At 57.3% G+C, this 13,270-nt stretch carries 8 protein-coding genes; 4 read left to right on the top strand and 4 right to left on the bottom strand.

Features of this window, described 5'->3' with window-relative positions:
- The first annotated feature begins 181 nt into the window (after window positions 1–181).
- The 4 genes from CAter10_RS19915 to CAter10_RS19900 all read left to right on the top strand — a co-directional run bounded on the left by CAter10_RS19915 (window position 182) and on the right by CAter10_RS19900 (window position 6,387).
- Window positions 182–1,438 carry an AmpG family muropeptide MFS transporter gene (locus CAter10_RS19915; protein WP_061534802.1) on the top strand — a complete coding sequence of 419 codons (1,257 nt, stop codon included), beginning with the start codon at window positions 182–184 and terminating at the stop codon, window positions 1,436–1,438.
- A 152-nt stretch (window positions 1,439–1,590) separates the two neighbouring features.
- A complete protein-coding gene (locus CAter10_RS19910) occupies window positions 1,591–3,513 on the top strand; it encodes a PrkA family serine protein kinase (RefSeq protein WP_061534801.1) in 1,923 nt (640 codons plus the stop codon).
- Window positions 3,514–3,595: 82 nt separating this feature from the next.
- Window positions 3,596–4,861, top strand: coding sequence for a YeaH/YhbH family protein (locus tag CAter10_RS19905; RefSeq protein WP_061534800.1), 1,266 nt, complete (start codon window positions 3,596–3,598; stop codon window positions 4,859–4,861).
- Window positions 4,858–6,387 carry a SpoVR family protein gene (locus CAter10_RS19900; RefSeq protein ID WP_061534799.1) on the top strand — a complete coding sequence of 510 codons (1,530 nt, stop codon included), beginning with the start codon at window positions 4,858–4,860 and terminating at the stop codon, window positions 6,385–6,387. The genes CAter10_RS19905 and CAter10_RS19900 overlap by 4 nt, the downstream gene beginning before the upstream one ends.
- A gap of 228 nt (window positions 6,388–6,615) precedes the next feature.
- On the opposite strand, the gene guaD is transcribed toward CAter10_RS19900, so the two are convergent.
- The 4 genes from guaD to xdhA form a co-directional block, all read right to left on the bottom strand.
- On the bottom strand, window positions 6,616–7,968 hold the full coding sequence (gene guaD, locus CAter10_RS19895) for a guanine deaminase (protein ID WP_061534798.1): 1,353 nt from the start codon (window positions 7,966–7,968) through the stop codon (window positions 6,616–6,618).
- A gap of 69 nt (window positions 7,969–8,037) precedes the next feature.
- Window positions 8,038–9,138: a xanthine dehydrogenase accessory protein XdhC gene (gene xdhC, locus CAter10_RS19890; protein WP_061534797.1), complete on the bottom strand. Its 1,101-nt coding sequence runs from the start codon at window positions 9,136–9,138 to the stop codon at window positions 8,038–8,040.
- 24 nt (window positions 9,139–9,162) lie between these two features.
- The gene (gene xdhB, locus CAter10_RS19885) at window positions 9,163–11,544 is read right to left on the bottom strand and encodes a xanthine dehydrogenase molybdopterin binding subunit (protein WP_061534796.1); all 2,382 of its coding nucleotides are present in this window, start codon (window positions 11,542–11,544) and stop codon (window positions 9,163–9,165) included.
- 64 nt (window positions 11,545–11,608) lie between these two features.
- Window positions 11,609–13,144 carry a xanthine dehydrogenase small subunit gene (gene xdhA, locus CAter10_RS19880; protein ID WP_061534795.1) on the bottom strand — a complete coding sequence of 512 codons (1,536 nt, stop codon included), beginning with the start codon at window positions 13,142–13,144 and terminating at the stop codon, window positions 11,609–11,611.
- Window positions 13,145–13,270: the final 126 nt, after the last annotated feature.

Here is a 13,270-nt window from a genome sequence, read left to right as displayed (position 1 = left end):
GGGCTGCAAAGCTGTTTCGATTCAACGTTAGCCATGTCATCCCCGCGCATGCGGGGTCCATTTCGCTGTCAACATGGATCCCTGCCGGCGCGCGCATGAAGGCGATTTTAAAATGCCGGACTGCAGTTGATGCTGTAGTCTGGCGGCAGATACCCAACTCCCCGCCGACGCGGGCGCATTCATGACATCAGATTCAAATCCCTGGCATCACTACCTCAACCGGCGCATGCTGATTTGCGCTTTCCTCGGCTTCAGTTCCGGCCTGCCGCTGTTCATTCTGCTGAGTTTGCTGCAAGCCTGGTTAAGCAAGTCAGGCCTTGACGTCAAGGCGCTCGGCCTGTTCGCGCTGGTCATGTTTCCGTACACCTGGAAGTTCCTCTGGTCGCCGCTGATGGACCGCTTCCATTTCGGTAAGCTGGGGCGCCGGCGCAGCTGGATGATGTTGACCCAGGCCAGCCTGTTCGTTGCCATTGGCGGCATGGGCATGCTCGACCCGCATACGCAAGTGGCGACGATCGCCTTCGTTGCTTCGGTGGTGGCGTTCCTATCGGCCAGCCAGGATATTGTCATTGACGCCTATCGTCGTGAAATCCTGCCGGACAACGAGCAGGGCCTGGGCGCGGCGATCAACGTCAATGCCTACAAGGTGGCCGGTATGGTGCCGGGAGCGCTGTCGTTGTTCCTGGCCGATCACATGAGCTGGCAGGCGGTGTTCTGGATTACCGCGGCGTTCATGTTGCCGGGCCTGATCTGCACGTTACTGATCAAGGAACCGGAGGTGTATGGTTCGCCGCCGAAGAATATCCGCGAAGCGGTGGTCTTGCCGTTCCAGGAATTCATCGCAAGAGATGGCTGGCGTGGCGCGTTGTGGGTGCTCGGATTCATTTTCCTGTACAAGCTGGGCGACAGCATGGCCACAGCGCTTGCTACCAGATTTTATATCGATCTCGGCTTTTCGCTGACGCAGATCGGCGTGATTTCCAAGACCACCAGCCTGTGGGCCAGCCTGGTAGGTGGTCTGATCGGCGGCATATGGATGGTCCAGATCGGCATCAATCGCGCCTTGTGGATTTTTGGCGTGGTGCAGGCGGTGACGATTCTCGGGTTTGCGTGGCTGGCGCAGGTCGGGCCCGATCCGTTCGTGCTGGCGATCGTGATCGGCGGCGAAGCATTCGGCGTTGGCCTCGGCACCGCCGCGTTTGTCGCCTATATCGCCCGTACTACCGATCCGCGCTACACTGCAACGCAGTACGCACTGTTCACCAGTCTTGCCGCGGTGCCGCGCACCTTTGTCAACTCATCGGTGGGTTACATCGTTGCTCAAACAGGGTGGTTCAATTTTTTCATTTTGTGCTTCGCGCTGGCGCTGCCGGGAATGTTGATTTTATTCAAGGTCGCACCGTGGAGTGAAAAAACAGAAAACCCTGTTGCATCTTAGAAAAAGGTTTAGAATCAAATCGCGTAATCCTCTTCTGGGCCGCATCGAAAAATGAAGCTGGCTGACCAAGGAACTGTGAATATCTGAAGAGGTCGAATTCGGTAGAAATAATCTTCAATTTGTTTTCGCAACATCGTTGATGCGGGGGTGATATGGATATCTACAGCAGCTTTGCGAGTCGGTTCGACAAAACCAGAGAAGAAGAATTTTCCTTAGAAGAATATCTTGCGCTTTGTAAGAACGATCCAAGCTGTTATGCGACAGCTGGGGAACGCATGCTGATGGCGATAGGCGAACCGCAGCAGATCGATACGCGCCACGACCCTTCCTTGTCGCGCATCTTTGCCAACAAGGTTCTCAAGGTCTATCCCGCATTCAAGGAGTTCTACGGCGCCGAAGAGGTGATCGAGCAGGTGGTCGCCTATTTCCGCCACGCTGCGCAAGGCCTGGAAGAGCGCAAACAGATTCTTTATTTGCTGGGCCCGGTCGGCGGCGGCAAGTCGTCGATCGCCGAGCGTCTCAAGCAGCTGATGGAGCATGTGCCGTTCTATTCGCTGAAAGGATCGCCGGTCAATGAATCGCCGCTCGGTCTGTTCGATTATGAAGAGGATGGCGCGATCCTGGAAGAACAGTACGGCATTCCGCGCCGCTACCTGAAATCGATCCTGAGCCCCTGGGCCGTCAAGCGCCTGCATGAATTCAACGGTGATATCCGCAAGTTCCGCGTGGTTAAACGCTATCCGTCGATCTTGCGGCAGGTTGCGATTTCCAAGACCGAACCGGGCGATGAAAACAACCAGGATATATCCACCCTGGTCGGCAAGGTCGATATCCGCAAGCTGGAACAATATTCGCAGGATGATGCCGACGCCTACAGCTATTCCGGCGGCTTGTGCCTGTCGAATCAGGGCTTGCTGGAATTCGTTGAAATGTTCAAGGCGCCGATCAAGGTGCTGCATCCTTTGCTGACTGCAACGCAGGAAGGCAATTTCAAGGGCACCGAAGGTTTTGGCGCGATTCCGTTCGACGGCATCATCCTGGCGCACTCGAACGAATCGGAATGGAAAGCCTTCCGCAACAACAAGAACAACGAGGCGCTGCTGGATCGGATCTACATCGTCAAGGTGCCTTATTGCCTGCGGGTTTCCGAGGAAATCAAGATTTATGAAAAATTGATTCGCACATCCTCGCTGGGCAAGGCGGTATGCGCGCCGGGCACATTGAAGATGATGGCGCAGTTCTCGATACTGACGCGTCTTGGCGAGCCGGAAAATTCGAGTATTTTCTCGAAGATGCAGGTGTATGACGGCGAGAATCTGAAAGACAGCGACCCAAAAGCCAAGTCGTTCCAGGAATATCGCGACTATGCGGGTGTCGATGAAGGAATGACAGGGGTGTCGACGCGTTTCGCGTTCAAGATACTGTCGCGTGTGTTCAATTTCGATTCGACCGAAGTGGCGGCCAATCCTGTGCACCTGATGTATGTGCTGGAACAGCAGATCGAGCGCGAGCAATTTCCGCAGGAGGTGGAGCAGAAGTATTTGTCTTACGTCAAGGATACGCTGGCAACGCGTTATGCCGAATTTATCGGCAAGGAAATCCAGACCGCTTATCTGGAGTCGTATTCTGAATATGGACAGAATGTTTTCGACCGCTATGTGACCTATGCCGACTTCTGGATCCAGGATCAGGAATTCCGCGACCATGACACTGGCGAAAGTTTCGATCGCGCAGCCTTGAATGCAGAGTTGGAAAAGATCGAGAAACCGGCCGGCATCAGCAATCCGAAGGATTTCCGTAACGAAATTGTCAATTTCGTATTGCGTGCGCGCGTCTCGAATGCCGGCAAGAACCCGTTGTGGACCAGCTATGAGAAATTGCGCGTCGTTATCGAAAAGAAAATGTTTTCGAATACCGAGGACTTGCTGCCGGTTATCTCGTTCAACGCCAAGGGTTCCAACGAAGAATTGCGCAAGCATGAAGATTTTGTGAATCGCATGGTCAGCAAAGGGTATACGCCGAAACAGGTACGATTACTGTGCGAATGGTATCTGCGAGTACGCAAATCTTCATGAGGTGGATCGCGGGTAAGTAGCATAAAGAAAAGCGCCAGTTACCAGCAGCTCACCAGATGCATTCCGACCAGGAGAGCCGACCGTGTTGCATCAGATAATCGACCGTAGACTTTCTGGCAAGAACAAGAGCATTGCCAATCGGGAGCGCTTTTTGCGGCGCTTCCGGGCGGCTATTCATCGCTCGGTGACTGAAGCGGTACGTGACCGCGGCATCAAGGAAATCGAGAACGCCAAGAGCATCAGCATTCCGCGCAGGGGCATCAGTGAACCGGTATTCGGCCATGGGCCGGGCGGCAAGCGCGAGATGGTCCACCCTGGCAACCAGGATTACCTGCAAGGCGACCGAATCGCCCGCCCTCAGGGCGGCGCTGGAGGTGGCGGCAGTTCACCCAGCAATCAGGGCGAAAGCGAAGACGATTTTGTCTTCCAGCTGTCGCGCGAAGAATTCATGCAATACTTCTTCGAGGACCTCGAGTTGCCGCGCCTGATCAAGACCAACCTGATCGCTGTACCAAGCTGGAAAAACATGCGCGCCGGCTACTCTACCGACGGCACACCGAACAATATCGACATCGTCCGCTCGCTGCGCAGTTCGCTCGGGCGGCGTATTGCATTGGGTTCGCCGCTGGTGGTCAAGCTGCGCGAGCTGGAGCAGCTGATGGAGGCGCTCAAGGCCGATCCGCAAGACCGGCGCGATGAGATCAAGCGCCTGGAGGACGATATCCATCATCTCAAGGGCCGCATCTGGCGCATTCCATTCATTGATCCGTTCGACCTGCGCTACGTCAACCGGGTCAAGGTGCCGCAGCCGTCGAGCCGCGCCGTGATGTTTTGCGTGATGGACGTATCCGGATCGATGGATGAGCAGCGCAAGGATTTGTCGAAGCGCTTCTTCATCTTGCTCTATCTGTTCCTGACCAGAAATTATGAGCATATCGAGGTGGTTTTCATTCGCCATCACACACGTGCCGACGAGGTCGATGAAGATACTTTTTTCCATTCGCAGGAAAGCGGCGGCACGGTGGTGTCGAGCGCACTGGAGTTGATGAAGCAGATCATCGATGCCCGCTATCCGCCGGGCGACTGGAATATTTATGGCGCCCAGGCGTCGGATGGCGACAACTGGAATGACGATTCGCCGAAATGCCGACAGCTGCTGGAGCAGGAAATCTTGCCGCGCTCACGCTATTTTGCCTACATCCAGGTGACAGTCGAAGAACAGAATCTATGGACCGAATATGAGCAGATCGCCGCGGTCAATCCGCAGTTCGCAATGAAGAAAGTGCAAACTGCCAGCGAGATCTATCCGGTGTTCCGCGAATTATTCGAGAAGCAGGTGCAGACATGAATGACCGTCTGATCAATCGCCAGTTGCCATGTCCGTCGGATTGGAGTTTCGATCTGATCGAACAGTACAACGATGAAATTGCCCGCGTGGCGGCGCGCTACAAGCTGGATATCTATCCGATCCAGTTGGAGATCATTACTGCTGAACAGATGATGGACGCCTATGCTTCGGCAGGGATGCCGGTGAATTACCGGCACTGGTCGTTCGGCAAGCATTTCCTGATGACGGAGCGAGATTACAAGCGCGGCCAGATGGGCCTAGCCTACGAAATTGTCATCAATTCGAATCCGTGCATCGCTTATCTGATGGAAGAAAATACGATGACGATGCAGGCGCTGGTGATCGCGCATGCAGCGTACGGGCATAATTCCTTTTTCAAGGGAAACTACCTGTTTCAGCTTTGGACCGATGCCCACGCCATCATCGATTACCTGGTGTATGCGAAGAGTTATATTGCCGAGTGCGAGGAGCGCTACGGTTTCTCCAAAGTTGAAGAACTGCTCGACTCCTGCCATGCGTTGATGCATTACGGCGTCGATCGTTACAAGCGTCCGCAAAAATTGTCGCTGGAGAAAGAACAGGCGCAGCGTCGCGAACGTGCAGAGTACATGCAGTCGCAAGTCAATGAGTTGTGGCGCACTTTGCCGGAGAAGAAGGCTGAGGCGGCAGAGCAGGTCGAAGGGCGCTTTCCGCCTGAGACGCAGGAGAATCTGCTGTATTTTGCCGAGAAAAATTCGCCGCTGCTGGAATCCTGGGAGCGTGAGGTCATCCGTATCGTGCGCAAGATCGCTCAATATTTCTATCCGCAGCGCCAGACTCAGGTCATGAACGAGGGCTGGGCCACATTCTGGCATTACACGATCCTGAATACCCTATACGATGAAGGCCGTCTGACGGATGGTTTCATGATGGAGTTTCTCCATTCGCATAGTAATGTGGTGTATCAGCCGCCGGTGACCAAGTCGTACTACAGCGGCATTAATCCATACGCGCTCGGGTTTTCAATGATGAGCGATATCCGGCGCATTTGCGAAAATCCGACTGACGAGGATCGTGAATGGTTTCCCGAACTGGCCGGGACGCTGTGGCTCGATACCTTGCATTATGCGATGCGCAATTTCAAGGATGAAAGCTTTGTCGCGCAATATCTGTCACCCAAACTGATACGCGACATGCGCTTGTTTGCGGTGCTCGATGATGAAACCCGCAGCGAGCTGGAAGTATCGGCGATCCACAATAACGCCGGCTACCAGTATGTCAGGCAGGCATTGTCGCGCCAATACGATATCAACCATCGGGAACCGAATATCCAGGTATGGTCAGTCAACACACGCGGCGACCGCAGCCTGACCTTGCGTCATTTCCGCAGCGACGGCAGGCCGCTCGCGGATGGTACCGATGAAATGCTGCGCCACATGGCGCGCCTCTGGCAGTTCGACGTGTACCTTGAGAGTGTCGACGATAGCGGCAACGTATTGCAGCGCTATGAATGTGTCAGCGAAAACCGATATGTACTGCGCCCGTAGGGTGGGAATCTTACTGAAAATTTCATAGACGCAAAAAAACCGTAATCTGATTTTCGTCGCGCTTAACACGTGAAGCTAACTGGGGTCAGAGTGAATTTTCTGCGCGTTTTTTGCAGAAACTTACTCTGACCCCAGATGACTACAGCGGCAATATATTGCGGCCGTAGCGGTAGGGTGGGCGCATCGTGCCACGGTGATGGTAGGCAGGAGTGACGGCCAGACCGATGCTTATAGGCTAGCTCCATCCCGGCGATGCACCAGCTTGCCGGCCGCATAAGTCGCGGCGATAGCGCGGTCGTCACCCAGTAGCGCCAGCGCAAACAACAATTCTTCCAGACTTTCGGTTCGCTCTGTGCGGCGTGCCAATAATGGCGTCGATTGCGGATCGAGAACGATAAAATCGGCCTCGGCGCCGGCTACGAAATTACCGATGGTCCCTTCCAGTTGCAGGCTGCGCGCGCCACCCAGCGTCGCCAGGTAAAACATGCGTAACGCCGGCAGGTAGGTGTTGCCCATGCGCGCCACCTTGTAGGCTTCGTTCATGGTCTGCAGCATCGAGAAACTGGTGCCGCCGCCGACGTCGGTGGCCAGCGACAACGGCACTTGTGCGGCGTCGGCAGCTTCGAAGTCGAATAGGCCGCTGCCCAGGAACAGATTCGAGGTTGGACAGATCGAAATCGCCGATTGGGTTTCCGCCATGCGCCGGCGATCATTGTCATCGAGCCAGACGCAATGCGCGTACATCGAGCGTGGCCGCAGCATGCCGTACTTGTCGTAGACATCCATATAGCTGCGCGCGTCCGGGAACAGCGATTTGACCCAAGCAACTTCGTCGGTGTTTTCGGCGGCGTGGGTTTGCAGGTAGACATCCGGATAGGAGGCGGCCAGTTCTCCCGCAAGCTGCAACTGCGCGTTGCACGAGGTCGGCGCAAAGCGCGGCGTGATCGCGTACAACTGGCGGCCGCGGTTGTGCCATTTTTTCAGCAGATCTTCGCTTTCGCGAATGCCGCCTTCTGCCGTGTCTTGTAGAAAATCAGGGCAATTTCGGTCCATCATCACTTTGCCCGCGATCATGCGCAGGTTGCGGGATTCGCTTTCCGTGAAGAACGCATCGACCGACACAGGATTGACGGTACAGAACACCATCGCAGTGGTGGTGCCGCAACGCAGCAGTTCATCGACAAAGAAGTGCGCGACATCGCTGGCATGCGCCGGATCGCCGAACTTGCGTTCGGTCGGGAAGGTGTATTTTTCCAGCCAAGGCAGCAGGCCTGGCGCCGGCGACGCGATCATGTCGGTCTGTGGATAATGGACATGGCTATCGATGAAGCCGGGCATGATGATTTTTCCACGATAATCCTGGATATTCAGCTCCGTTTGCAGCGACGCCTTTAACTGCGCCGACAGTTGAAGGTAGTCTCCCGCTGCCACCACCTTGCCGTCGGCGATCAGCAGCAAACCGTCTTCATGCCATTCATAGGCGTTGGCATGGTGTGCCGGGTCTGCGCCGAAATGCAGGATACTGGCGCGATATGCCTGCAGCGTGGACTGGTCGAGGTTGCTGAAATTGGGAACTGCCATGAGAACTATCCTTGAATGAAAGCGCGGACAAGCGCAGATATGAGTAATTGGGTGAGTAACGATCTTCGATTAGATGGAGCCGGCAACCTGCTCTTGCAAGCGTAGTTGCGGTGCCGCAGATGTCATTTTTTGCTGCTTGGCAATCTGTTCCCAGACTTGCAGCAATTGCGCCGTAACTGAGGCGGCGATGACGGCCGGCTCTTTGCCGACGATGCCTGGTATGCCAATTGGACAAACCATATCGGCCAAGCGTTCAGCGGAAATGCCGCGCTCGCGCAGGCGATGCTCGAACTGCATGCGTTTGGTCTTGGAGCCGATCAGCCCGAACCAGGCCACACCATCGCGCTGCAGGATTTGTGCCGACAAACGCTGGTCGAGCGCGTGATTGTGCGTCATGACCAGGAAACTGGAACCATCCGGGGCGCCATCCACCAAGGCCTCCGGCGTATCGGTTGCTTCCACGCTGACATTGGCTGGAAGTTCATCCGGGAACATTTCCTCCCGTTCGTCGATCCAGACGACGCGGCAAGGCAAATCGCCAAGCGCCTTGACAATCGCCGCGCCGACATGGCCGACGCCGAACAGGAACAATTGCGGTCGTGCGGCCAGGCAGGCATCGAGCAACCAGCGGCCGCCATTGTCGTCGCGCAGAATCAGGCATTGGCCTTGCGGTGCGATTGCCGGTGCCGATAACGCCGGCAGGGTCGGCAAGCGTCCCGGTCCGTGTAGACGTTCGCCATCTGAGTCGCACAGCGTCGGCGGTGCATCGTCATCCATCGCCACCAAACGCCAGCTGTCTTCGGTGTTGCGCAAACGGCGTTGCAGGAAGCTGTAGTAGTCGGCCGATGCGTTGGTCACGCGTTCAAATGCGAGGTGCACGACGCCGCCACAGCATTGGCCTAACGACGGGCCGAGGGAAAAGCGCTGCAAGCGGCGTTCGCGGCTCAATGACAGCCCTTCGGCCAGCATCTCGCGGGCGATCCTGATCGCCTGCAATTCCAGGTGGCCGCCGCCAATGGTGTCGAACTGGCCGACGCTGGTAACCACCATTTTTGCACCTGGCTCGCGTGGCCCCGAGCCTTCGACTTGCGCGACGGTGATCAGGATCGCTGTCGCGGGTTGCGAAGCTTGCGTGATCAGCGTGGTGAGTGCATCCAGCCAGTTGCTCATAATGAGGCTCCCGAGGGTAACGGATCAGGCCGCGTTCGATCTGGCGGCAGCCAGGGCGCGTACCGCGTCGACCGATTTCAGAATCGCTTCGCTGGTCGCTGGCGCATTCAGCGGTGGATTGAAGCGGTTGCCGCCAACACTGGCGACGGCGTCGCGGATCGCAAAAAACACCGAGAACGGCAGCAGCAGCGGTGGTTCGCCGACCGCCTTGGAGCGATGGATGCTGTCTTCGACGTTGCGGTTCTTGAACAGCTTGACGCGGAAATCCTGCGGGCAATCGGAAATGCCGGGAATCTTGTAGGTGGACGGCGCGTGCGTCATCAGCTTGCCGTCCTTGTTCCACCACAGCTCTTCCGTGGTCAGCCAGCCCATGCCTTGAATGAAGGCTCCTTCGACCTGGCCGATATCGAGCGCCGGATTCAGTGACTGGCCGGCATCGTAGAGCGCATCGGCGCGCAGCAATTTCCATTCGCCGGTGAGGGTGTCGACTACGACTTCCGACACCGAGGCGCCGTACGCGTAGTAGGAGAAAGGATGGCCGGTCATGGTCTTCGGATCCCAATGCAGACCCGGCGTGGCGTAGAAGCCGTCGGACCACAATTGGACCCGCGCCAGATACGCCTTTTGCGCCAGGTCGCCAAATGCCATGCTGTGTTCGCCGAGATGCACCGCGCCAGCGGCGAAGGTGACCGTTTTGGCGTCGCCGCCGTGCAGTTTGGCAAAAAACTCCGCCAGACGCTGGCGAATCGTGTGTGCTGCGTCTTGCGCCGCCTTGCCGTTGAGGTCAGCGCCGGTCGATGCAGCGGTGGCCGACGTATTGGCGACCTTGCTGGTGTCGGTAGCGCTGACGCGCACCAATGCCAGCGGAATGCCGAGTTCGTGCGCCACCACCTGCGCGACCTTGGTGTTGATGCCCTGGCCCATTTCGGTGCCGCCGTGGTTGACCAGCACCGAACCGTCGGTATACACATGGACCAGCGCACCAGCCTGATTGAAGTGCGTCACGTTGAAGGCGATACCGAATTTGACCGGTGTCAGTGCCAAGCCCTTTTTTAACACTGGGCTGGCGGCGTTGAACGCCTCGATAGCGGCGCGGCGTTGCCGGTACTCGCTGCTGCTTTCCAGTTCGGCGACCAGCTCGTGGATCACATTGTCGACGATTTTCTGGCCGTACTGGGTGACGTTACGGCCTTCCTCGTCGTTGCGGCCGTAGAAGTTCAGCTTGCGGATATCGAGCGCATCACGCCCCAGGTTGCGGGCGATTTCATCGACGATGTATTCAATCGCAATCGCGCCCTGCGGGCCGCCGAAGCCGCGGAACGCGGTATTCGATTGGGTATTGGTCTTGCCGCACATCGCCTTGATGTCGACATCGGACAGGTAATAGGTATTGTCGAAGTGGCAGACCGCGCGGGTTGCCACCGGCGCCGACAAGTCGGCCGAGAAGCCGGCGCGGCTGACCATCTCGACGCGAGCGGCGACGATGCGTCCGGCGTCGTCATAACCGACTTCATAGTCATAGTGGAAGCAGTGGCGCTTGCCGGTGACCATCATGTCGTCATCGCGGTCGGCGCGCAGTTTGACCGGGCGTTTCAGCTTGGCGGCGGCAATTGCGGCGACCGCAGCCCACAAGGCCGATTGCGATTCCTTGCCGCCGAAGCCGCCACCCATGCGACGGCATTCGACCACGATATTATGTGAATGCACGCCGAGCGCATGGGCGACAACGTGTTGCATTTCAGTCGGGTGCTGGGTCGAGCATTGCACCAGCATGCCGTTCTGTTCTTTCGGAATAGCGTAGGAAATCTGGCCTTCCAGGTAAAACTGTTCCTGGCCGCCGACATATAGCTGGCCGCTGACGCGGTTCGGTGCTGTTTCAAAAGCCTTCTGTGCATCGCCACGCGTCAGGCGCATCGGCGGCAGCACATACGATTTCGCTGCGTGCGCAGCTTGCGGCGTCAGGATGGCCGGCAATTCTTCGTAATCGATGACCACCTTGCGCACTGCGCGCCGGGCATTGTCGTGCGTGTCGGCGATGACCGCGAAGATCGGCTGTCCGACATATTCGACCAAGCCTTCGGACAGGATCGGATCGTCGTGGATGATCGGGCCGCAATCGTTGGTGCCCGGAATATCGGCAGCGGTCAGAACCGAGACCACACCGCGCGCACTGCGTACTGCATCCAGGTTGATCGAGCGGATACGGGCATGGGCCTTTTGCGACATGCCGAGCGCGGCGTGCAGCGTGCCTTGCGCTTCCGGGATGTCGTCGGTGTAGGTGGCTTCGCCCAGTACATGCAGGATCGCCGATTCGTGTGGATGCGATTGCCCGACTTCCGCCCAGGCCGCGCTACCGTTTTGCGCCGGTGCATTGGTTTTCATAAAATCTTCGGTTTGCTTATTCATGCCGTTTCACTCGCAATGTCTCAGTTATGGCTCGGTTGTCTTTTTCGTAGGCGACGGCGCTGTCTCAAGCACACACGAAAGGATTCACCTGATCGGTCCGCAATGGCGCATCGACGCGGGTTTCCAGCCAGAAGCGGCGCAACAGGTTTTGCGAAGTCTTCATCCGGTATTCACTGGAAGCGCGCATGTCGCTCAGCGGCTTGTAATCGTCCATCATCAGGGCAACGGCCTTTTCCAATACTGTTTCGCTCCAGACCTGGCCGCGCAATGCAGCTTCAGTCAGGGCGGCGCGTTTCGGAGTTGCCGCCATGCCGCCGAAGGCGATGCGGATATCGCTGATCTTGTCGCCATCGAGCGTGACTGAAAACGCGGCGCAGACTGCGGAAATATCCTGGTCGAAGCGCTTGGCCAGTTTGTAGGTGCGGAAGCGTTGCCCGGCGTGCGGCAATGGAATCCGTACCGCCTCGACGAACTCGTCGGCCTGCATGTCTTTCTTCATGTAATCGAGGTAGAGCGCCTCCAACGGCATCACGCGTTGTCCGGCAGGGCCGCGCAACACCACTTGCGCGCCGAGCGCGATCAGCCATGGTGGCGAATCGCCGATTGGCGAACCATTGGCGACATTGCCGCCCAGCGTGCCGGCATTGCGGATCGGCAGCGAGGCAAAGCGTTGCCACATCTCGGATAACTCAGGGTAGTGCTTGCAGATCTCGGCATAGGCGTCATTCAACGTAACGCCGGCGCCGATTTCGAGTTGCTGGTTGCGCACCGCCAGGGCGTTCAATTCGGCCACCTGGCCGAGATAGATGATGTCGCCCAGGTCGCGCATTTGCTTGGTTACCCACAGGCCGACATCGGTCGAACCGGCCAGGATGCGTGCAGCAGGGTAGGCGGCCCGTACTTCCACCAGTTGCGCCAGCGTGCGCGGCGCGTAAAAAGTCTGGCCTTCGTGGCGGTAGGTGAACATCTCGTCACGTTGCAGCGGTTGCAGCGCCTGTTCCAATGCCTGGCGATCGAAGCCGACCGCGGGCAATTCGCCCATCCGGTGCGCAGCGTCGATGATCGGCCGGTAGCCGGTGCAGCGGCACAGATTGCCGGACAGCGCGATGTCAATGTCCTTGCGTTGCAGCGGCTGGCATGCGCCTGCCGATTTGCAGGATGGCGCCTGGCTGCCGTCGTTCTTCAGGTACAGATCCCACAGCGACATCACGAAGCCCGGTGTGCAGAAACCGCATTGCGAACCGTGGCATTCGACCATCGCCTGTTGCACTGGATGCAGGGCGCCATCGTTTTGCTTCAGGTCCTCGACTGTATACAAGGCTTTGCCATCCAGTGTCGGCAGGAATTGAATGCAGGAGTTGACCGATTTCAGCGTGACGCCGTCAGCAGTCTGTTCACCGATGACAACCGTGCAGGCGCCGCAATCGCCTTCCGCACAGCCTTCCTTGCTGCCGGTGCAGTGAAGGTCTTCACGCAGGTGTTGCAGGATGGTGCGGGTAGGCGCGGCCTGATCCACTGTGTGGACTTCGCCACGGTAGTAGAAACGGATGACATTTTCGGCCGTGGATTTGGATGCGGACGTAGACAAGACGATCTCCATTCTGGATGGGCGACTATTGCAAAACTTCTGCCTTGTTGACCGTATTGCCTGGTTTGCCGGGGTGCGGTACTGATAACTAGAAGAGCTTTGCAACGGCCTATTAATTATGATCGCAGATTAGCATTT

The sequence above is a fragment of the Collimonas arenae genome (assembly GCF_001584165.1).
In the GTDB taxonomy this organism is placed as follows: Bacteria; Pseudomonadota; Gammaproteobacteria; order Burkholderiales; family Burkholderiaceae_D; genus Collimonas; species Collimonas arenae.
The sequence above is the reverse complement of the archived record's forward strand: the minus strand, read 5'-3'. Positions and strand labels throughout refer to the sequence as shown.

What these genes read in the sequence shown, in the direction of transcription:
- xdhA (WP_061534795.1), bottom strand. Translation starts at nt 13,144, where the DNA reads ATGGAGATCGTCTTGTCTACGTCCGCATCCAAATCCACGGCCGAAAAT.
- guaD (WP_061534798.1), bottom strand. Translation starts at nt 7,968, where the DNA reads ATGGCAGTTCCCAATTTCAGCAACCTCGACCAGTCCACGCTGCAGGCA.
- xdhC (WP_061534797.1), bottom strand. Translation starts at nt 9,138, where the DNA reads ATGAGCAACTGGCTGGATGCACTCACCACGCTGATCACGCAAGCTTCG.
- CAter10_RS19915 (WP_061534802.1), top strand. Translation starts at nt 182, where the DNA reads ATGACATCAGATTCAAATCCCTGGCATCACTACCTCAACCGGCGCATG.
- xdhB (WP_061534796.1), bottom strand. Translation starts at nt 11,544, where the DNA reads ATGAATAAGCAAACCGAAGATTTTATGAAAACCAATGCACCGGCGCAA.
- CAter10_RS19910 (WP_061534801.1), top strand. Translation starts at nt 1,591, where the DNA reads ATGGATATCTACAGCAGCTTTGCGAGTCGGTTCGACAAAACCAGAGAA.
- CAter10_RS19900 (WP_061534799.1), top strand. Translation starts at nt 4,858, where the DNA reads ATGAATGACCGTCTGATCAATCGCCAGTTGCCATGTCCGTCGGATTGG.